At 35.6% G+C, this 19,636-nt stretch carries 22 protein-coding genes; 17 read left to right on the top strand and 5 right to left on the bottom strand.

Features of this window, described 5'->3' with window-relative positions:
• Positions 1-27: 27 nt before the first annotated feature.
• From LXH21_RS05390 to LXH21_RS05380, 3 genes are all read right to left on the bottom strand, one after another.
• The gene (locus tag LXH21_RS05390; RefSeq protein WP_239863707.1) at positions 28-1,890 is read right to left on the bottom strand and encodes a M1 family metallopeptidase; all 1,863 of its coding nucleotides are present in this window, start codon (positions 1,888-1,890) and stop codon (positions 28-30) included.
• A 65-nt stretch (positions 1,891-1,955) separates the two neighbouring features.
• Entirely contained in the window at positions 1,956-3,581 is a 1,626-nt protein-coding gene (locus LXH21_RS05385) for a S8 family peptidase (RefSeq protein WP_239863240.1), read from the bottom strand.
• A 134-nt stretch (positions 3,582-3,715) separates the two neighbouring features.
• Positions 3,716-4,573 carry an MBL fold metallo-hydrolase gene (locus LXH21_RS05380; protein ID WP_239863238.1) on the bottom strand — a complete coding sequence of 286 codons (858 nt, stop codon included), beginning with the start codon at positions 4,571-4,573 and terminating at the stop codon, positions 3,716-3,718.
• 221 nt (positions 4,574-4,794) lie between these two features.
• Between LXH21_RS05380 and LXH21_RS05375 the strand changes: the two genes are divergently transcribed.
• The 6 genes from LXH21_RS05375 to sufD all read left to right on the top strand — a co-directional run bounded on the left by LXH21_RS05375 (position 4,795) and on the right by sufD (position 9,338).
• Positions 4,795-5,124, top strand: a complete 330-nt coding sequence (locus tag LXH21_RS05375) for a HesB/IscA family protein (protein WP_108739754.1) — start codon at positions 4,795-4,797, stop codon at positions 5,122-5,124.
• A gap of 123 nt (positions 5,125-5,247) precedes the next feature.
• On the top strand, positions 5,248-6,696 hold the full coding sequence (gene sufB / locus LXH21_RS05370; RefSeq protein ID WP_239863237.1) for a Fe-S cluster assembly protein SufB: 1,449 nt from the start codon (positions 5,248-5,250) through the stop codon (positions 6,694-6,696).
• A 40-nt stretch (positions 6,697-6,736) separates the two neighbouring features.
• The gene (locus LXH21_RS05365; protein ID WP_239863236.1) at positions 6,737-6,934 is read left to right on the top strand and encodes a DUF2683 family protein; all 198 of its coding nucleotides are present in this window, start codon (positions 6,737-6,739) and stop codon (positions 6,932-6,934) included.
• Positions 6,925-7,197, top strand: coding sequence for a Txe/YoeB family addiction module toxin (locus LXH21_RS05360; RefSeq protein WP_239863235.1), 273 nt, complete (start codon positions 6,925-6,927; stop codon positions 7,195-7,197). The genes LXH21_RS05365 and LXH21_RS05360 overlap by 10 nt, the downstream gene beginning before the upstream one ends.
• Positions 7,198-7,211: 14 nt before the next feature.
• Entirely contained in the window at positions 7,212-7,961 is a 750-nt protein-coding gene (gene sufC, locus LXH21_RS05355) for a Fe-S cluster assembly ATPase SufC (protein WP_239863234.1), read from the top strand.
• Between the two features lie 60 nt (positions 7,962-8,021).
• A complete protein-coding gene (sufD, locus tag LXH21_RS05350; RefSeq protein ID WP_239863233.1) occupies positions 8,022-9,338 on the top strand; it encodes a Fe-S cluster assembly protein SufD in 1,317 nt (438 codons plus the stop codon).
• A gap of 80 nt (positions 9,339-9,418) precedes the next feature.
• Here the strand turns inward: sufD and LXH21_RS05345 are convergent, their stop codons facing one another.
• A complete protein-coding gene (locus tag LXH21_RS05345) occupies positions 9,419-9,970 on the bottom strand; it encodes a DUF4494 domain-containing protein (RefSeq protein ID WP_239863232.1) in 552 nt (183 codons plus the stop codon).
• A gap of 139 nt (positions 9,971-10,109) precedes the next feature.
• Positions 10,110-10,973, bottom strand: a complete 864-nt coding sequence (locus tag LXH21_RS05340) for an AraC family transcriptional regulator (RefSeq protein WP_239863230.1) — start codon at positions 10,971-10,973, stop codon at positions 10,110-10,112.
• Between the two features lie 185 nt (positions 10,974-11,158).
• On the opposite strand from LXH21_RS05340, the gene LXH21_RS05335 reads away from it, so the two are divergent.
• The 11 genes from LXH21_RS05335 to LXH21_RS05285 all read left to right on the top strand — a co-directional run bounded on the left by LXH21_RS05335 (position 11,159) and on the right by LXH21_RS05285 (position 19,633).
• A complete protein-coding gene (locus LXH21_RS05335; RefSeq protein ID WP_239863229.1) occupies positions 11,159-12,172 on the top strand; it encodes a zinc-binding alcohol dehydrogenase family protein in 1,014 nt (337 codons plus the stop codon).
• A 10-nt stretch (positions 12,173-12,182) separates the two neighbouring features.
• Positions 12,183-12,656 (top strand): cupin domain-containing protein, encoded by a 474-nt coding sequence (locus tag LXH21_RS05330; RefSeq protein WP_239863228.1) that lies wholly within the window; start codon positions 12,183-12,185, stop codon positions 12,654-12,656.
• Between the two features lie 9 nt (positions 12,657-12,665).
• Positions 12,666-13,772, top strand: a complete 1,107-nt coding sequence (locus tag LXH21_RS05325) for a major royal jelly family protein (RefSeq protein ID WP_239863226.1) — start codon at positions 12,666-12,668, stop codon at positions 13,770-13,772.
• 221 nt (positions 13,773-13,993) lie between these two features.
• Positions 13,994-14,281 (top strand): putative quinol monooxygenase, encoded by a 288-nt coding sequence (locus LXH21_RS05320; RefSeq protein WP_239863224.1) that lies wholly within the window; start codon positions 13,994-13,996, stop codon positions 14,279-14,281.
• Between the two features lie 156 nt (positions 14,282-14,437).
• Positions 14,438-15,298: a helix-turn-helix domain-containing protein gene (locus LXH21_RS05315; protein WP_239863223.1), complete on the top strand. Its 861-nt coding sequence runs from the start codon at positions 14,438-14,440 to the stop codon at positions 15,296-15,298.
• Positions 15,299-15,526: 228 nt separating this feature from the next.
• Complete coding sequence (locus LXH21_RS05310; protein WP_239863221.1) at positions 15,527-15,724, top strand: hypothetical protein; 198 nt, start codon at positions 15,527-15,529, stop codon at positions 15,722-15,724.
• Positions 15,725-15,728: 4 nt separating this feature from the next.
• Positions 15,729-16,106: a nuclear transport factor 2 family protein gene (locus LXH21_RS05305; protein ID WP_239863220.1), complete on the top strand. Its 378-nt coding sequence runs from the start codon at positions 15,729-15,731 to the stop codon at positions 16,104-16,106.
• 10 nt (positions 16,107-16,116) lie between these two features.
• Positions 16,117-16,698 (top strand): ferric reductase, encoded by a 582-nt coding sequence (locus LXH21_RS05300; RefSeq protein ID WP_239863217.1) that lies wholly within the window; start codon positions 16,117-16,119, stop codon positions 16,696-16,698.
• A 5-nt stretch (positions 16,699-16,703) separates the two neighbouring features.
• The gene (locus LXH21_RS05295) at positions 16,704-17,432 is read left to right on the top strand and encodes a siderophore-interacting protein (RefSeq protein ID WP_239863216.1); all 729 of its coding nucleotides are present in this window, start codon (positions 16,704-16,706) and stop codon (positions 17,430-17,432) included.
• 136 nt (positions 17,433-17,568) lie between these two features.
• Positions 17,569-18,420 carry an SDR family oxidoreductase gene (locus tag LXH21_RS05290; protein ID WP_239863214.1) on the top strand — a complete coding sequence of 284 codons (852 nt, stop codon included), beginning with the start codon at positions 17,569-17,571 and terminating at the stop codon, positions 18,418-18,420.
• A gap of 106 nt (positions 18,421-18,526) precedes the next feature.
• Positions 18,527-19,633: an MBL fold metallo-hydrolase gene (locus LXH21_RS05285; protein ID WP_239863212.1), complete on the top strand. Its 1,107-nt coding sequence runs from the start codon at positions 18,527-18,529 to the stop codon at positions 19,631-19,633.
• The last annotated feature ends 3 nt before the right edge of the window (positions 19,634-19,636 follow it).

Below are 19,636 nucleotides of genomic sequence, written 5' to 3'. Positions count from 1 at the left end.
CTATTTTAAATACGAGATTGTACGTTACTACTTCACTTCGTATTTATTGTTTTCTTGTTTCACATCTGCCATTAAACCACTTGGATCAAGCGTAATTTTTTTGATGCTCGCTTTACTTTTTGGAATGGTAAATTCATAATTGGAAGCTGCCCAAGGCCAATCTTTCAATACCGTTCTTTTAATTTCTGGAGTAGGATTTTCTTTTTCGAAATACATCATTCGAAGAGGAACATAAAAACTTTCTTGCGTACCGTCTGTATATTCGACCATAATATCCATTGGCATTGGCATTCTACCAATACGCTCAAGCTGAACTAGGGTTGCATTGTCTTTCTCAGATACAGCTGTGATTCCGTAATCAATAGTGTTCACGGTTTGTGTCCAATCTGTCAAATACCAGTCTAATTCTGCTCCAGAAACACGTTCTGCAGTTCTTGTAATGTCATTTGGAGTAGGGTGTTTGAATTTAAAATCTTGGTAATATTTCAGCAAGGTTTTATCTAGGTTTTCCTGTCCAATTAAATATGCCAATTGCGATAAGTAGATACTACCCTTTACATAGGAAGCAATACTGTACGAACGATTTTCGTCATAACGATCTCCATGTGTTGTTTGAGGTTGCTCTTTTCCGGAATTAACCAAGTAGTAATAGGTTTTGTAATTTCCTGCAAAAGGATTAACTTCTTTTTTTGCTCCTAATTCATTTATGACCCAGTCTTCGATGTAAGTTGTAAAACCTTCATCCATCCAAGGGTGTTTGGATTCATTTGATGCTAAAATATGCTGGAACCAAGAATGTCCCAATTCGTGTGTTGCAGTACCATAAATTCCCTCTACTGTTCCGTTACCCAACATTAGCGTACACATTGCATACTCCATTCCGCCATCTCCACCTTGTATAAAAGAATATTGTTTGTATGGGTAATCCCCAACCTTACGGTTGTATTGCTCCATAACTTTGACCATCATTGGCTCTACTTGTTTCCATTTGTCTTTGGTGCTTGCTTCATTTTTGTAAAGAAAATGTAAGTCAACATCATTTGGACCTTTCACGACATCATGTGCATAATTAGTATCAGCTGCCCAAGCAAAATCGTGCACCATAGGCGCAACAAAATGCCATGTCAAATTTTTAGTTCTTCTAGGGTAGTTAACTTGAGTATCTTTATCTTGGTAACCATGACCTATTTCATTCGCGTTTTGTAGATAACCAGATCCACCAATTGTATACGCTTTGTCGATAGTGATTTTTACATCAAAATCACCCCAAACACCGTGAAATTCTCTAGCGATGTAAGGATCGGCATGCCATCCTTCAAAATCAAATTCTGCCATTTTTGGGTACCATTGTGACATAGACAATGCTACTCCCTCAGAATTATTGCGTCCTGAACGGCGAATTTGTACCGGAACTTGTCCGTCAAAATTTAAGGTAAAAGTCGTTGCTGTATTGGGTAAGATTGGCTTTGCTAAAAACACTTCTAATATCGTACCGGTAACTTTGGTTTTAGCAACAGCGCCATCTTGCTTGAAGTTGGTGATATTGAGATAACCTATTTCGTCTGGTTTCAAATTTTTGATGCGGTTCTCTTTTCCGTTTTTAGCTTTCCCAGTCATTCTAACATCTGGGTCCTTAATGGTATGCAAGCGGGAATCCATCTCACTACCAGGTTGAAAGGCGTTATTAAACAAATGGTAGTACACTTTTTTTAATGTATCTGATGAGTTGTTAGTATAGACTAATTCTTGGTTTCCTTGGTATTGAAATTTCTCAACATCCATTGTAACATTCATTTTGTAGTCTACCTTTTGTTGCCAATAGGGATTGTTCTGAGCAAATGAGCTCATCGAAATTGCTGCAAAAGCAAACAGATATAATTTTCTAGTCATCATTTATTGTTTTAAATAAAAAAAGGAAGAACAGTAGCCCTTCCTTTTTTTGAATTATAATTACACTATTTTTTTGATAATTTACTCGCCATCAATAAGGCATTGTAAGCATTAACCATCTTACCAGATTGCGATAGTTCTGCAAACGGTCGAACGTCATTAGCATTTCCTCCCACAATTACATCTGTGGTGATTGCAACACCAGAATCCATTAAAATATGTTTTACTTGTGAAGCTGTAAGTTTTGGGAAATAAGAACGAATCAAAGCCGCAACACCAGCAACGTTTGGTGAAGCCATTGATGTTCCTTGTAAATAGCGGTAACTGTTATCTGGAGTTGTTGCATAAATTTTTACACCAGGTGCAAATACATCAACATTTAATTTTCCGAAGTTTGAGAAAGTGGCAACAACTTTATTACCGTACTCAAAATTTAAAGCACCGATTGTAATTAAGTTATCAGCAATCTCTGTTTTTTTGTCTTCAGAATCATTTGGAAAATTATCAAATAAATCAATATTTTTTGAAGAATTTCCGGCAGCATGTACAATTAAAACATCTTTACTTTCGGCATATTTAATAGCCTCAAAAACCCATTCCTTGTGAGGTGAAAATGCTTTTCCAAAACTTCCGTTGATTACTTTAGCTCCGTTGTCAACCGCATAGCGAATTGCCAATGCAATATCTTTATCGTACTCGTCTCCATCTGGAACGGCACGTACTGTCATAATGGCTACGTTATTAGCAACTCCATCACCACCAATTTTATTGTTACGTTCTTGCGCAACAATTCCTGCAACGTGGGTACCGTGCAAAGTTTCCTTCTTGTCTGGTCCCATAACATTGCTATTACCATATTTTGTATCGGTAATATCATTTGGGTTGTCACCCAAAACTTGACGGTAATTGTTTTTAAGGTTTTCACCACTTAATGTAGCATCGGCTTTGTCAATTTCACCTTGTAAAGTTTCTTTTAGATTTTTTATCGGCATACCAAAAGAAAAGAAGCGCTGAATAGTTGCTTTTGCTTTCTCGACATTTGCATCTGTAGTAGCAATAGCTTTTACTTCTTCAATTGTATAATCATCTTTTTTTAGAGTAGATGTAATGACTGCATCAGCATCTTTTAGTACAGCAACCATTTGGTCGTACTGTCCTTTTTTTGTAGAAGCTTCTTTGATTTCCTTGTCATTTTCTGCTTTTGCAGCTAGATAAGTTGTTTCGTCTGCAAGATTTTTATCTTTAAGAATTCTTTCGTATTCTAAATTTTCTTTGACAATATCACCTAGAAAATTCCAACCGTGAATGTCATCAATATATCCATTGTTGTCATCGTCGATACCATTTCCTGCTATCTCTTTGGCATTAGTCCAAACTACGGATTGTAAATCTTCGTGCTCAATATCTCCACCAGAGTCAATTATTCCAACAATTACTTTTTCTCCTTTGTTGTTTTTTATTAATTCAGCATACGCTCTGTCAACGCTCATTCCTGGAATGGTATCCTTCTGAATGTCAAGATGGCTCCATCGCTTAAGTTCATTTTCTTTTAACGCTGCCTTTTTTGTAACATTTAATGGAGCTGTTATCGGTGTAAATTTGCTAAAATTATAAGCTTGTTTTTGTGTGCTACAACTGCTAAGCACCAAAATAGCAAATGCAGAAATATAGAACGGTTTGAAACTATTCATAGTATTATATTAGATTTTTAAATAATATTCGAAAGTACAGATTTTTTTTAAAACATGTAGAGGGTTAACAGTATCTTAGTAATTTCAGCTATTAAAAAGTAATGATTTTCAGTTTTTCTCCGAAATCGAACAGATTAAAAGACATCATTGGTGGTCAAAACGTCTTGCAGTCGCACTCCTTTTTCTGTTTGCTGTACGGTTATTATTTCGTTATGAGCGTCATGTTCCAGGAACAAAAAATAGTTTTGAGCTGCAGCTTGTTCTAGAAATTTGGTTTTCTCGGGCATGGTCAGTAAAGGGCGCGTATCGTAACCCATTACATAAGGAATAGGGATATGACCTGCAGTAGGTAGCAAATCGGCCATGAAGCAAATGGTGTTTCCTTTGTACGCAATCATAGGAATCATCTGCTTATCGGTATGACCATCAGCATAGAAAATGGAAAAATTCATTTCGGTAGAAAAATCTTGATCAGATGACGGTTTGTCTATAAATTTCAACTGTCCGCTTTCTTGCATAGGTAAAATGTTTTCTGATAAAAAAGAAGCTTTCTCTCTTGGGTTGGGTTTTGTTGCCCACTCCCAGTGACTTTCGTTCGTCCAAAATGTAGCATTTTTAAAAGCAGGTTCGTATCCTGTTTTATCCTTGTTCCACTGTATGCAACCTCCGGAGTGGTCAAAATGCAAATGTGTCAGAAATACATCTGTTATATCTTCCCTATTAAAACCATGCTTTGCCAAGGATTTGTCCATAGAGTGAGAGCCCCAAAGGGAATAGTAGCCAAAGAACTTTTCTGATTGCTTGTCACCCATGCCTGTATCAATCAAAATTAAACGTGTACCATCTTCGATTAATAAGCAACGGGCTGCGATATCGATGAGGTTATTGGCATCGGCGGGATTGGTTTTGTTCCAAATAGTTTTGGGTACAACACCAAACATAGCACCACCATCTAGTTTAAAATTTCCTGTTTCTATTGGGTAAAGTTTCATTTTTTAGGTCCGTTTTATTTATAAATTTTATTGCATTAAATCTTGAACTGCAGTAGTAGTGGCAATTTAGTAAATTTCGATAAATAAATTCTATTCTGTCATTAGTTATAAAAATGTTATCTGTTGTGCGAAAAGATTTTTATACACTATCTTTGTGGTTAATTTAGACAAAATCAATTTAGCGGCGTCAAACTGCATATTGATTCTTAAAAAATAAAGAAATGATAAAAGTTTCAGACGAAGCCAAAAAGAAGATTGTCGACTTGATGAAAGACGATGGTTTTGATGCTGCCAAAGACTATGTAAGAGTAGGTGTGAAGAGCGGTGGTTGTTCAGGTTTGTCATATGATTTAAAATTTGATGACAAAAAAGGAGATGACGATAAGATATTTGTAGATAATGACATCACCATTGCAGTAGAGAAAAAATCTTTTTTGTATTTGGCGGGAACTATTCTGGAATTTTCAGGAGGTTTAAACGGTAAAGGATTTGTATTTAATAATCCAAATGCAACTAGAACTTGTGGTTGCGGAGAGAGTTTTTCTCTTTAATTCATGATGTCTTAGGACATTCAATCTCAAATAATTATCCTTTAATAGGTATTTAGATATAAAGATAAAGAGTATGATTTCGATTTTTAGTTTCGAATGAACATTCTTTAAACAAAAACACAAATGAGTAAATATACCGAAGACGACTTAAAAGTCGAATTAGAAAACAAAGAATACGAGTACGGATTTTATACCGAATTGGAATCGGAGACGTTTCCTATTGGTTTAAATGAAGATATCGTTCGTGCTATTTCGTTAAAAAAGGAAGAGCCACAATGGATGACCGATTGGCGTATCGAAGCTTTTAGAGCATGGGAAGAAATGATCGAACCAGAATGGGCCAACGTTCATTATACTAAACCCGATTTTCAAGCTATTTCGTATTACTCGGCTCCAAAAACCATTGACCCGAATAAAACACTTGACGATGTAGATCCAGAACTTTTGGAAATGTACAAAAAGTTGGGTATCTCTGTTGATGAGCAAAAAATGATGAATAATGTAGCGATGGATATCGTAGTCGATTCAGTATCGGTTGCAACGACTTTCAAGAAAACATTAGGAGAAAAAGGAATTATCTTTATGAGTATTTCTGAGGCTATCAAAGAGCATCCAGAATTGGTTCGTAAATATTTGGGAACTGTAGTGCCGCAAAAAGACAACTTTTACGCAGCCTTAAATTCAGCAGTTTTCTCTGATGGTTCTTTCTGTTATATTCCAAAAGGAGTAAAATGTCCAATGGAACTTTCGACTTACTTTAGAATTAATCAAGCAGGTACAGGTCAATTTGAAAGAACGTTACTAGTCGCAGATGCGGGTAGTTATGTTTCTTACCTAGAAGGTTGTACAGCTCCAAGTCGTGACGAGAATCAATTGCACGCTGCAGTTGTGGAATTGATCGCACTTGATGATGCTGAAATCAAATATTCTACGGTTCAAAACTGGTTTCCTGGAAACAAAGAGGGTAAAGGTGGGGTTTATAATTTTGTTACCAAAAGAGGAATTTGCGAGAAAAACGCAAAAATTTCATGGACACAAGTAGAAACAGGTTCTGCAATTACTTGGAAATATCCTTCGGTTATATTAAAAGGAGACAATTCAGTAGGGGAATTTTATTCGATTGCTGTAACCAATAATTTCCAACAAGCGGATACAGGAACAAAAATGATGCACTTAGGTAAAAATACTAAGTCAACTATTATTTCTAAAGGAATCTCTGCTGGAAAATCACAAAATAGTTATAGAGGTTTGGTGCGTATTTCGCCAAATGCAGACAACGCACGTAACTTTTCACAATGTGACTCATTGTTAATGGGGAATAATTGTGGAGCGCATACGTTTCCGTATATCGAAAGCAAAAATCCAACTGCGAAAATTGAACACGAAGCAACGACAAGTAAAATTGGTGAAGACCAAGTTTTCTATTGCAACCAACGTGGAATTCCAACTGAAAAAGCAATTGCACTTATCGTGAATGGTTTTAGTAAAGAGGTATTGAATAAATTACCAATGGAATTTGCTGTAGAAGCTCAAAAACTATTGGAAATAAGTTTGGAAGGATCTGTAGGATAGTTTTTTGTAAATTTGAATAACATCTTAAATTACAATCAGTATGGAACTCATTTTAAAAAATGTTAAGAAAAAAGATTATCCAGTGTTGAAATCATTGGCCAAATCGCTTGGTTTTGAAATCGAAGAAAAGATTGAAAAACCATATAATCCTGAGTTTGTAAAAGAGATTTTGGAAGCTGAACAAAGTATTAAAGATGGCAAAGGTTTGAATATCAAATTAGAAGATTTGTGGAAGTAGTTTATTCTGAAAAAGCTCAAAGAGATAGAGAGTTTTGGAAAAAATCAGGAAACAAATCAATAATGAATAAAATTACCGCTTTAATTGAAGACATTCAATTACATCCTTATGAAGGAATAGGAAAGCCTGAGCAGTTAAAATATCAATTATCTGGAAGATGGTCTAGAAGAATAAATCAAGAACACAGAATTATTTATAAAGTTACAGAAGAAAATACAATCGAAATCCTCGACATTTTATCATTAAAAGGACATTACGAATAAACAAAATAAACATCATGTTATCAATCAAGAATCTACACGCCTCAATTGGGGATAAAGAAATATTAAAAGGAATCAATCTTGAAGTAAAAGCAGGAGAAGTACACGCAATCATGGGGCCAAACGGTGCTGGAAAAAGTACTTTGTCTGCGGTTATTGCTGGAAACGAAAACTACGAAGTTACCGAAGGAACAGTTTCTTTGGATGGAGAAGACTTGGAGGAATTAGCTCCAGAAGAAAGAGCGCACAAAGGTGTATTTCTTTCTTTTCAATATCCGGTTGAAATTCCTGGAGTTTCTGTAACCAACTTTATGAGAGCCGCTATAAACGAAACTCGTAAAGCAAAAGGATTAGAAGAAATGGCTGCTAGCGATATGTTGAAGTTAATTCGTGAGAAATCAGAATTACTTGAAATCGATCGTAAATTCCTTTCTCGTTCTTTGAACGAAGGATTTTCTGGTGGAGAGAAAAAACGTAATGAGATTTTTCAAATGGCAATGTTGGAGCCAAAATTGGCTATCCTTGATGAAACTGATTCAGGTTTGGATATTGATGCATTACGTATCGTTGCAAACGGTGTAAACAAGTTGAAAAGCGAAAAGAATGCTGTAGTTGTAATTACGCATTACCAAAGATTATTAGAATATATCGTTCCTGATTTTGTACACGTTTTATTAGACGGGAAAATTGTAAAATCTGGAGATGCATCTTTGGCTCTAGAATTGGAAGAAAGAGGATACGATTGGATTAAAGCTGAAAATAGGTAAACAGTCGCAGGATTCAGTATGTTGCTGAAGCTGTAATTTGTAAACTGTAAACTAAAAAAAATGGATTTAAAAGAAAAATTAGTATCGTCTTTTATGGCTTTTGAAGAACGTATCGATGTGCACTCAGAGTTGCATGACGTAAGAACTTCGGCTATTAAAAACTTCGAAAATAAAGGATTCCCAACCAAAAAAGAGGAAGCTTGGAAATATACATCGTTAAACGCCATCTTAAAAAATGACTTTACGGTATTTCCAAAAAACGAAACGGCAATTGAATTTAAAGAAGTAAAAAAATACTTTTTGCATGAAGTAGATACTTTCAAATTGGTATTTATTGATGGCGTTTTTAGTTCAAACTTGTCTTCTACCACTCACGAAGGTATTGATGTATGTTTGATGTCATCGGCATTAAACAAGCCTAAATATAAAACGGTTATTGATACCTACTTTAATCAAATTGCTAGTAAAGACGAGAGTTTGACTTCTCTTAATACTGCATTTGCAAAAGAAGGGGCTTACATTAACATTCCGAAAAGTAAAATAGCAGACAAGCCAATTGAAATCATGTATTTCTCTACGGGTAGCGAAGCAGCTTTGATGGTACAACCTCGTAACCTTGTGGTTGTGGGCGAAAATGCTCATGTGCAAATCATTGAGCGTCACCAAAGTTTAAGCGAAAATCCTGTATTGACCAACTCGGTTACAGAGATTTATGCTCAAAAACGTGCTATTGTAGATTACTACAAAATTCAAAATGACGAAAGTCAAGCCAATTTGGTTGATAATACGTATGTTTCGCAACAAAAAGAAAGTCATGTATATGTGCATACCTTCTCTTTTGGTGGAAACATCACTCGTAACAACTTGAACTTTTACCACTACGGTGAAAACTTGACAAGTACGCTAAACGGAATCACAATTATTGGTGATAAACAACACGTAGATCATTATACACTTGTAAGACATTCACAACCAAACTGTGAGAGTTTTCAAGATTATAAAGGAATTTTCTCTGATCGCTCTACTGGAGTTTTCAACGGAAAAGTATATGTGGAAAAAGACGCTCAAAAAACAAATGCTTTCCAAAAAAGTAATAACATTTTGTTGAGTGACAAAGCAACGATCAATGCAAAACCACAATTAGAAATTTTTGCAGATGATGTAAAATGCTCTCACGGTTGCACTGTTGGGCAATTGGATGAAACAGCTTTGTTCTACATGCAACAACGTGGTATTCCTGAAAAAGAAGCAAAAGCGTTATTGATGTATGCTTTCTCAAACTCAGTAATTGAAGGAATCAAAATACCAGAATTGAAACAACGAATCACCAAAATTATCGCCAACAAATTGGGTGTAAAAATTGGATTTGATTTGTAATCAAGTAGATTTATATACAAAACAAAAAACCCGATTGTGTGAGCAATCGGGTTTTGTTGTATTATGAGATTCTGAAATCTCTAATTGCTAGAAATTTCAGTTTCAAATTCCATGTTGTCTATTACTTCTTCTTCAACTGGAGCTGGTTTTGATGCTTTTGCGGCATTAAACTTCTCTAGTTGTTCTAGTGAGTCTTCCTCTCCACTAAAATACGGGAAAACGTCCATTATAGGCGATTCGTTTATTGCTGTGATAGAAAATTCACCCATTGTATTTTGCATCGTGTGCATCGTGTTATCATACGCCTCACGCACATCATTGGCCTGAACCAAGAAATACATATTGGTTTTACGTTCTTTTCCGCTTTCTTCATCGAAGGCAATCATTGCAATTTTCGATTTAAACCAACGGTCAGAATTTTCAAAAGGATGAATTTCTGCATAGTTAGCTACTTTAATGTTGGTGATTTTGAATTCTTCACTCACATAAGCAGCCATCTCCTCATTGATTCTTCTTTCGGCTTCAGTATATGAAAGTGCATCCACCAAATAAGGTTCTGATGTGACTTTTTGACCACCGTTTTCATCTGTCTTTCTATATTTTATCTTGCATTCAAACCACATTGCACTCATCTTGTTCTGTTTTTTTAAGGAAAACAAAGATAGATTTTATAGGGTAAAGAAATAGAATCTTAGTCGAATAGATATTCACAATTTCGAAAATGATACTTTCGAATTAAATAATCTGAAAATAATAACGCAACAGTCGCTGTCAGCCAGCGCAAACCTGCACTTCATCCCTTTTAAAATTTTGTATCGTCATGTTGTAGTACTTCTTGAAAATTTTGGACAAATGACTCGCATCTGTAAACCCAAGCATATACGCGATTTCTTTTATCGAATAATCGCTGTGTTTGAAGTAGTTTTCGGCTAGTTTTAATTTTGATTTAATGACGTACTCTTGGAATGAAAAATCAGAATGCTTTTTGAAATATTCGCTGAAATAGGTAGGCGCAATGTTAAATTCGGCTGCGAGATTTTCTAGGGTGATTTTGTCTTTTTCGTAGAGGTGTTGTTGTATGTATCGAATAATTTCTCCAAATTTATAATCCTTTCCATGACCATCATCAACATAGCTTCTTTCGATATTTCGAGCCAAAATATTCAATATACTTACCATCAAACTTTCTATAATCGTTTCTGAATAATCATCTTTCGAGAAATATTCTTGATGAATTTGCTTGATGAGATTGATCAATAAATCTCTTTCGAGACTCGATCTACTTTTTATAATATCGCCAGAAACCTTGTTGTAATTTGATAAAACATAAGAGAGTTTTTTAAACCAATCACTGTGACTGCTGTTGAGCGTTTGCTTGGTAAAATAGAGATCGGTAAAACGAATGAAGTAAAAAGTGGTTCTTTCTTTGATATCGAATGAATGACAATCTAAGGGCGGCAACAAGAAGATGTTTCCACTCGCATACGGAAACTTGCTTAGGTTGATGCACTGTAATCCTTCACCTTTTTCGATGAAGACCAATTCGAAAAAATTATGTTTGTGTGGGCGCTTTTCCCATCGGTCCAATTCCTCGATATGTATTTCAAAAGGTTTGAAAGTTTGTTCTACTTGCATTTTGTACTGTTTTATATCTAAATATAGGTCAAATGTAGTGAATAGGACTGTTGTTTTAGATTTTTTAACTAAATATCCTTTTTAGATACTTGTTCTTCCTTTTTTTGTACCTGAATAGCGGTTGGCTTTGGTGGTATCTTTGTCAAACAATTTAAAAACAAATAATCACATAAAATTCAATAAAGATGAAAGCAATAGGATACAAAGAAAATTTACCGGTAGAAAATGTGAACTCCTTACAAGATGTAATTTTGGATACCCCAAAAGCAGCAGGAAGAGATATTCTTGTGGAAATTAAAGCTATATCTGTAAATCCTGCAGATTATAAAGTACGTGCAAATATGCCTGCAGACGGGGATAACTGGAAAATTATTGGATGGGACGTTAGCGGAATCGTAAAAGAAGTTGGTGAAGCAGTTACTTTATTCAAAGTTGGTGATGAGGTTATGTATGCAGGTGACATCACACGTCAAGGAAGTTATGCTGAATACCAATTGGTAGACGAGCGCATTGTGGGTAAAAAACCAAAAACTATTTCTGATGCCGAAGCGGCGGCATTGCCACTTACAGCACTTACGGCTTATGAGATGTTATTTGACCGTTTGCAAGTAGTGAAAGATGACGCTAGTAAATCAATTTTGGTGATTGGTGCAGCGGGTGGAGTGGGTTCTATTATGGTTCAATTGGCTAAAAAATTGACCAAATTGAAAATCATAGGAACTGCTTCTCGTGACGAAACAACGGCTTGGTTGAAAGATTTGGGTGCAGATGCCGTGATCAATCATAGAAATAAATTGAGCGAAGAATTTGAAAAATTTAACCTTGCTGCTCCTGATTATATTGTGAGTTTGAACGGTACCGAAGAGCATGCTGACGAAATTGTAAAAGTGATCAAACCTCAGGGACGATTCGGTTTTATTGATGATCCAAAAGCATTCAATATCATGCCGTTTAAGATGAAATCAGTTTCTACGCATTGGGAGTTTATGTTCACGCGCTCTATGTTTCAAACCGAAGATATGATCCAACAACACCATATTTTGAACGAGGTTTCAGATTTAATTGACAACGGAACAATTAGAACTACTTTGGGTGAAAATTTCGGAATTATCAATGCTGAAAATCTTCGTAAAGCTCATGCTTTCTTGGAAACAGGAAAAGCAAAAGGTAAAATTGTTTTGGAAGGTTTTGGTAACTAATTAGTTAAGAATGAAATTATATAAAATGGCACTAGCTACTGTTTTGATTACTGCTTTTGGCGCAATCAAAACAGTAGCACAAGTGAACACCGTAGATTCTGTTGCAACTTCAAAAGTGCAGCATTTCAATTTCGATACAATGAAATCAGAAACTATTGGTGAAGGAATTCAGCGCAAATGGTTTCATGGAGAGAAAGGTCAAATGACGATTTTTAATCTCGAAAAAGGGGCACACATCGCGTGGCACAAACACCCCAACGAGCAAATTACCTACATTATGTCTGGTAAGGTGAAAATTAAAACGATCATCGATGGCAAAGAGCAGTTTGTAGATGTGGGAGCCGGTGAAGTAATTGTTTTTCCAGAAAATGTACCACATGAGTTTTGGGCTTTAGAAAAAACAGTGGATCTAGATGTTCATGTACCTGTACGTAAGGATTGGCTTTCGAAAGAAGTGCCCGATTATTTAAACAAATCAAAATAAAAGAAAGAGATGAAAAAACAGCTATTTTATCTACTATTTGTTGCGACTTCAATGGTGGTTTATTCGCAGAATAAGACATTAGAAGTGTCAGTGTTTGCTACTACTGATCAGGCTGTTGGAAATATAACCTTTACCGATGCGGGAAATTTGGTATACAGTCATCATCCCTTTTTTGCTCCACAAAATCGTGTAATGATCATGGATGCAGTAACAAAAGAAAGTAAACCGTTTCCAAATGTATCTTGGAATACGCTAAGAGAACATGACGATCATTATTTGAGCAACGTTTTGGGGATTCGAAACGATGAAAACGGAGTTGTATGGATGCTCGACATGGCGCAACGGAATGATGTTCTTCCTAAAATTGTAGGTTGGAATACAAAGAAAAATCAGCTTGAACGAATTTACTATTTGCCCAAAATGGTTGCTCCCAAACATTCTCAACCCAATGATATGGTGGTAGATACCGAACATGGTTTTTTTATCATTGCAGATGAAGGTATTGGTAATGGAGGAGATGGTAGTGAGGCTGCATTTATTATTGTAGATATGAAAACTGGGGCGACGCGACGTCTTCTTGAGGGCACGCGAACTACGCTTCCAGAGAATACTCCAACGGTAATCAACGGAAAACACTTAGCTGTAAACGGTAAAGATTTGCTTGTTGGTAACGACGGTATAACAGCAGATGCTGACTTTGAATATGTATATTATGGTCCGTTGAATGGGACAAAAATTTACAGAATCAAAACAGTTGATTTGGTAAGCGAGGTTTTGACCGAAACGCAATTAGATAGTAAAATTGAAACCTACGCTACCAAACCAAACAATGGTGGAATGAGTATTGATTTGATAGGCAATATTTATTTAACCGCTTTAGAAAGTAACAGTGTATCGGTTGTTTTGGCAGTTGATAAAACGGTTAGAACGATCGTTCAGGACAAAAATATGGTTTGGCCAGATGGAGTAAGTTACAATCATGTTGATGGTTATATGTACGTTTCTGCAGCACAGGTTAACAAGGGTGCTGTTTTTAATAACGGGAAAGACCTAGCCACAAAACCATTTTATATTTTTAGGTTCAAGCCTTTATATAAAGGTGTTCCTTATAGATAGCGTGCAAAAAACTGATTTTGCTAGGATGTATCAAGTTTTCTGTTTAAAAACCTAGGATGACATTCAATGTTTTACAACCAGTTAAAAACTTTAAATAAGCTACGCTTTTCAAATGAAGCAATTGCAGCTTTGCATTATCAAGTAAATTAATAGAAGATTTAACAAAATTATAAGCCGCCGTCTCCTTTAAATAATCGAAATTGTATCAAAAAAACAAACGTATGAGTCAAATTACTGTGGTAGCCAAAATAGTAGCCAAAGAAGAAAAAAGAGATTTTGTAAAAGCCGAATTGTTACAACTCGTTCAAGCATCTGTGTTAGAAGAAGGATGTATTACTTATAACTTACACCAAGATAATGATGATGCAAATGTGTTTTTAGTATATGAAAACTGGAAAAGTGCAGAAGCTTTGGACTTGCATTCAGCTAGTGAGCATTTTGTTGCTTTTGTTAAGGCTACCGATGGAGCTTTTGATACGTTTGTAATCAACAAAATGACGGCTATCTAGAAAGTAAATAGTTTTTAAAAAAAAAATCAAGCACAACGTTTTAATTGTTGTGCTTTATTGTTTTGTGGGCGATCAAACTTGATGAGATGTTAATCCTTTCTTATAGCTCGTAAAAAAAAAGTGCTTTTTTAGTACTTTTCAAAAAAATAATAAGAGTTGAAAAACATTCCCAATATATCGTTTCAAAGTATTGAGCAATCAAATGATTTTGAGTGTTTAAATTTGACGGACTTATTTGCCAGAATGCCCGACATCATAGATCATAATCCTACGCAACCCCACCGCATATCTTTTTTTGCTCTAGTACTCGTAACCAAGGGATCTGGGACACACCAAATAGATTTAAAAACATACAATATTCAGCCAGGATCAGTTCTTAAAATTGCAAAGGGACAAGTGCATGCTTTTCAGAAAAATGCCTTGTACGAAGGCTATATAATTATTTTTACAGAAGATTTCGTAGTGAATCACTTCTCGAAATCATCGATAAATATGATTTCACATTTGTACAATTACCATATTACGTCACCAATATTTAGTAATGAAGCTGGAAATAAAATCTTTTTAGATCAACTCATCTTAGAGGTACAAAACGAAAATAACTATGCCAAAGAAAATATCGTAGCCGCTTTGCTTAACCTATATTTATTGCGATTAGAACGAGAGTTCAACGACACTTTAGCACATAACAATTCAAACCATTATGCTATTTTTATTCGGTTTAAGAACTTAGTGGAAGCAGATTACACAAGCACTCGCAACGTAAAAGACTACGCTACTAAATTGTTTATTTCGACCAAACAATTAAACCAAGTGGTCAAAGAATTTACTTTGAACACCGCCAAAAATTTCATAGACGATTTTGTACTTCTCGAAATTAAAAGAGCTATGGTGAGTTCTAATACTAGTCTCAAAGAAATTGCCTTTTTAGTTGGTTTTGACGAGCTAACCAATTTTACCAAATTCTTCAAAAAACATACAAATCTTACTCCTAAAGAATTCAAAACTTTACTGTAGTCTACTAGATTTTTTTGAGGACAGTATGCAGATTTTAAAGATAGTTTTCTTTTAATACTCATTCTGTACTGCAAAATTACATACAGTTTTAGACTTACATGTTCAACATCAGAATAATGATAACCATTGCTATAAAATAAGAATAGGCGCATATTTACCATTTTCAACCGAGTATTTACCTTTTTAAAATAATTAAATAGAAGGAACTTTGTCTAAAAAATAATAAACATGAGTCAAGTAGCAATTTGCCCAAAATGCGGCAGCAATTCAAAAATAAAAGAAGCAAATGGAGAAACTACGTTTCAAGCCATTCAAGAGGAAGAATTGATTAAGAAAGTTGGGCAATTAAAAAGCGCAATGGAAAAATTCAAAGCCAAAGCCGAAGCATTGGAAAAAGAATTAGAAGCTTTAAAGTTAGAAAAATAGACCTATGGACTTAAGTCAAAATAAACAAAATGCTATTGCTTTTTGCAAAATGGCTTATGAGGGCGACCCCATTCAGGCCGTAAAGTTGTATGTAGGCAACGAGTATATTCAGCACAATCCTATGGTGGCCAATGGTCCTCAGGCATTTATTGATTATTTTGAACGAATGCAAAAGGAGTATCCTGTAAAAACGATCACTTTTGTTCGCGCCGTTGCTGAAGATGATTTGGTCGCTTTACACACGCACCAGCTGTGGCCGGATAACGATGAATATGTGACGATGGATTTCTTTCGTTTTTCTGACGACGGCAAAATTGTGGAGCATTGGGACAGTATTCAGCAAATACCTAAAACAGCATTGAATACGAATACAATGTACTAAGACATAAAAAATGAATTTCATTAAAAAAAATTACGGATGGTTGATTGTTGCATTACTTGCAACCTTTCCATTATTTATACTTTTTAATATGTTCCGTCAAGAAGGTGGACCAAATATCGATATGATGTACCATGTTTCGGGAGAATTCGCTATTAGATGGATGACTGCTGTACTTACCTGCACACCCTTTTTTATCATTTTTGGCGTAAGCAACTTATTTGTTCGTCAAGCCATGGGGATTGCCGCAGCGGTTTGGAGTTTTATTCATTTTATCATATTTATTTGGGCCGAAGGATTTGCAGAAACATTCACTCAAGTCAATTATGTTGCGGGTTTAGTCGCTGTTTTAATTTTGATTCCGCTCTTTTTTACATCGAATAGAAAAGCAATGAAAACCTTAAAAAAGAATTGGAAAAAGATACAAACGTATTCGTACGCAGCTATTATTTTGAGTTTACTACACGTAATTCTGCTCGAAAAGACCTGGTTGATTTACGGCATAATCGTTGGACTTGGTTTTGTAATTAGAACGCCATTCGTTAAAAATAAGTTTATAGAAATACGTGTAAATAAAAAAACTTCAAACTTATAATCGATATGGGATTAGTAGAAAACGTACTAAAAAAATTAGTACTTGATGAGGCGATCCTTATCGAAAAAATAAAAATTTCGGCTTCTGTTTTTAAAATTAGATTACAGGGTAAAAGCATCAAAAACACCGATTTTACTCCAGGATATTTTTTGCGTTTAGGCATTGGTATTGGTAATGACAACATTTCATTTAAAGACAAAGTGCGTAGTTATAGTGTTTGGGATATTAATAAAACCGCAGGATACTTAGACTTAGCGATCGCGACAGATAGTAACGGAATTGGATCGCAATGGGCCATTAATTGCAAAGTAGGTGATACTGTTTATTATAAATGGAAAAAGGGCAATTTCTTGGTTGATGATAGTGCTGACAGTTATTTAATGATTGGCGATTTATCTGCCTTATCCCATTTATATATTTTTAACAGAAATTTACCAACAAATAAGCAAGTTGAAAGTTTGGTGTACAGTCACAAATCATCAGACTTTTTTGAAGACATTGATGGTTCTAAACCATTTAATTTTCATAACTTAGAAGCAAACCCAGTCGATGCAATAGTAAAAGTTATAAAAGAAATTACACCAAAAATGACAGGCAATAGAATAGTATATATTGCTGGTGACAGTAGGGTTTGCGTTGAGTTGAATCATTATTTTAGAAATGAATTGCAATGGGAAACCAATAAAATAAAAACAAAACCATTCTGGAATCCAGATAAAAAGGGATTAGAGTAAAGATTTAAAAATACAGTACTTACAAAACTAAATTTCAAGATTTTAATGAATGCAAGTGAAAATTACAAGCAAGTAAAACAAGATGAAAATATCTTCTTTTTAACTGTATTTTAAAACCCCATAACTTAACAACAGTATGAAAATAGCAGTAACATCAGCAAGTGGACATTTAGGAGCTTCAATTGTTAAACACCTCAGAACCCTGATCGGAAATGAAAATGTCATTGCCATTGCTCGAACCGTTGAAAAAGCAAAACATCTGGGCGTAGAAGTTCGAAAAGGAGATTATAATAATCGTGCTGATTTTGATTTGGCACTGCAAGGTGTCGATGCAGTTTTACTGGTTTCAGGCATGGACGAACCACAAAAAAGAATAGAACAACACCGCAATGTGATTGAAGCCGCAAAAAGCGCAGGAGTCCAAAAAATCGTGTACACGAGTATCGTAGGTGCCGAAGAAAATAACGCTTTTAGCCCAATCGTACAAACCAACAGACAAACTGAAAGAGATGTGCAAGAATCTGGTTTGGACTACGTAATTGGTCGTAACGGAATATACATCGAGCCCGATTTGGAATATCTTGAAACCTACATAAAAGACGGCGAAATTCGTAATTGTGCGGGTGAAGGCAAGTGTACTTACACGAGCAGGCAAGAGTTAGGTTACGCTTACGCGAAAATGCTAATCGAAGACCAACACAACGGTAGTATATATAATTTGGTCGGTCAAGGAATCACTCAAAGCGAACTTGCGGCCGCTATCAATGCTGTTTTTGATACCAATTTGGTGTATAATTCGGTTTCAATCGAAGAATACGCTGCAGAGAGAAAAGCGGCATTAGGAGATTTTTTTGGAACTATAATCGCCGGAATCTATGAAGGAATTAGAAATGGCGCCAACGATGTTCCATCTGATTACCAAAAAGCAAGCGGAAGAAACCATGTTTCGGCTGTCGAAATGATGAAAAACTTTAAGAATCAGCAATAAGGATACAACCAAACGCATTTAGAGTACAACAGTACGATTCAATTCGACTAATTTTGTTCCATACTAATAGAAGAATAAAATTTTGAAACGAATCTTTAAAAAAATCATGATAGTACTCCTTCTCATAATCGGACTTTTTATCCTGTTGTACTTGGCTTTTACCACCTATTACCCCAATTTTGGTGGTGATGTGTCGAAAGAACAGCAACTAGCCTACCAAAAATCGGCACAATTCAAAAATGGAAAATTCAACAATACCAATCCGGTTCCCAAAGAATTAAGTTTTTCGGAGAAGATGGATGTTGCCATTTATTTTTTTACCTCCAAAGCCAAGAACGGCCGTCCCAAAGAAGATTTGAAAGTTCAAAAAATCGATTCAATTGACGTAGCCGATTACAAGGGCAAAGCACGATTGGTATGGTTTGGACATTCGGCTTTCTTGTTGCAAATTGACGGAAAAACAATTTTGCTAGATCCTATGTTTGGTAAAGTAGCAGCGCCACATCCAATGCTTGGCGCAGACCGTTTCAATGCCGAATTGCCAATTGCCATCGAAAAAATGCCACAAATTGATGCTGTGATCTTCTCACACGACCATTATGACCATTTGGATTATGAAACGGTCATGAAAATAAAAGACAAAACCAAACACTTTTTTACGCCATTAGGAGTGGGTGAGCACTTAAAAGCTTGGGGAATCCCAACCTCCAAAATATCCGAACTTGATTGGTGGCAAGAAATTCAATTTGAAACACTAACTTTGGTTTGTACTCCTGCACAGCATTTTTCGGGTCGAAAATTAGACAATGGGCAAAGCACCTTATGGAGTTCATGGGTTATTCAATCCCAGAACGAAAAACTGTTCTTTAGTGGAGACAGTGGTTACGCATCTCATTTTGCGGAAATCGGAAATAAATACGGCCCTTTTGACTTAGCACTAATGGAATGTGGGCAATACGACAATAAATGGTCCGATATACATATGGTCCCTGAAGAAACTGCGCAAGCCGGTCTTGATGTAAAAGCCAAAAAGATAATGCCCATTCACTGGGGAGGTTTTAAACTGGCGCTACACGACTGGACAGACCCTATCACTCGCGTACAAGCCAAAGCCAAACAGTTAAATCTTGAAGTACTCACACCAAGAATAGGTCAGGAGATTTTTATCCAAGACACGAGTTCTAAATACGATAATTGGTGGGAAAAATTATAATCT

Origin of the sequence: Flavobacterium algicola, from assembly GCF_022399565.1 — a bacterium.
Lineage (GTDB): Bacteria > Bacteroidota > Bacteroidia > Flavobacteriales > Flavobacteriaceae > Flavobacterium > Flavobacterium algicola.
Note: the sequence above shows the minus strand (reverse complement) of the source record. Positions and strands in the feature narration are given on the sequence as shown.

What these genes read in the sequence shown, in the direction of transcription:
- LXH21_RS05390 (WP_239863707.1), bottom strand. Translation starts at nt 1,890, where the DNA reads ATGACTAGAAAATTATATCTGTTTGCTTTTGCAGCAATTTCGATGAGC.
- LXH21_RS05385 (WP_239863240.1), bottom strand. Translation starts at nt 3,581, where the DNA reads ATGAATAGTTTCAAACCGTTCTATATTTCTGCATTTGCTATTTTGGTG.
- LXH21_RS05380 (WP_239863238.1), bottom strand. Translation starts at nt 4,573, where the DNA reads ATGAAACTTTACCCAATAGAAACAGGAAATTTTAAACTAGATGGTGGT.
- LXH21_RS05375 (WP_108739754.1), top strand. Translation starts at nt 4,795, where the DNA reads ATGATAAAAGTTTCAGACGAAGCCAAAAAGAAGATTGTCGACTTGATG.
- sufB (WP_239863237.1), top strand. Translation starts at nt 5,248, where the DNA reads ATGAGTAAATATACCGAAGACGACTTAAAAGTCGAATTAGAAAACAAA.
- LXH21_RS05365 (WP_239863236.1), top strand. Translation starts at nt 6,737, where the DNA reads ATGGAACTCATTTTAAAAAATGTTAAGAAAAAAGATTATCCAGTGTTG.
- sufC (WP_239863234.1), top strand. Translation starts at nt 7,212, where the DNA reads ATGTTATCAATCAAGAATCTACACGCCTCAATTGGGGATAAAGAAATA.
- sufD (WP_239863233.1), top strand. Translation starts at nt 8,022, where the DNA reads ATGGATTTAAAAGAAAAATTAGTATCGTCTTTTATGGCTTTTGAAGAA.
- LXH21_RS05345 (WP_239863232.1), bottom strand. Translation starts at nt 9,970, where the DNA reads ATGAGTGCAATGTGGTTTGAATGCAAGATAAAATATAGAAAGACAGAT.
- LXH21_RS05340 (WP_239863230.1), bottom strand. Translation starts at nt 10,973, where the DNA reads ATGCAAGTAGAACAAACTTTCAAACCTTTTGAAATACATATCGAGGAA.
- LXH21_RS05335 (WP_239863229.1), top strand. Translation starts at nt 11,159, where the DNA reads ATGAAAGCAATAGGATACAAAGAAAATTTACCGGTAGAAAATGTGAAC.
- LXH21_RS05330 (WP_239863228.1), top strand. Translation starts at nt 12,183, where the DNA reads ATGAAATTATATAAAATGGCACTAGCTACTGTTTTGATTACTGCTTTT.
- LXH21_RS05325 (WP_239863226.1), top strand. Translation starts at nt 12,666, where the DNA reads ATGAAAAAACAGCTATTTTATCTACTATTTGTTGCGACTTCAATGGTG.
- LXH21_RS05320 (WP_239863224.1), top strand. Translation starts at nt 13,994, where the DNA reads ATGAGTCAAATTACTGTGGTAGCCAAAATAGTAGCCAAAGAAGAAAAA.
- LXH21_RS05310 (WP_239863221.1), top strand. Translation starts at nt 15,527, where the DNA reads ATGAGTCAAGTAGCAATTTGCCCAAAATGCGGCAGCAATTCAAAAATA.
- LXH21_RS05305 (WP_239863220.1), top strand. Translation starts at nt 15,729, where the DNA reads ATGGACTTAAGTCAAAATAAACAAAATGCTATTGCTTTTTGCAAAATG.
- LXH21_RS05300 (WP_239863217.1), top strand. Translation starts at nt 16,117, where the DNA reads ATGAATTTCATTAAAAAAAATTACGGATGGTTGATTGTTGCATTACTT.
- LXH21_RS05295 (WP_239863216.1), top strand. Translation starts at nt 16,704, where the DNA reads ATGGGATTAGTAGAAAACGTACTAAAAAAATTAGTACTTGATGAGGCG.
- LXH21_RS05290 (WP_239863214.1), top strand. Translation starts at nt 17,569, where the DNA reads ATGAAAATAGCAGTAACATCAGCAAGTGGACATTTAGGAGCTTCAATT.
- LXH21_RS05285 (WP_239863212.1), top strand. Translation starts at nt 18,527, where the DNA reads ATGATAGTACTCCTTCTCATAATCGGACTTTTTATCCTGTTGTACTTG.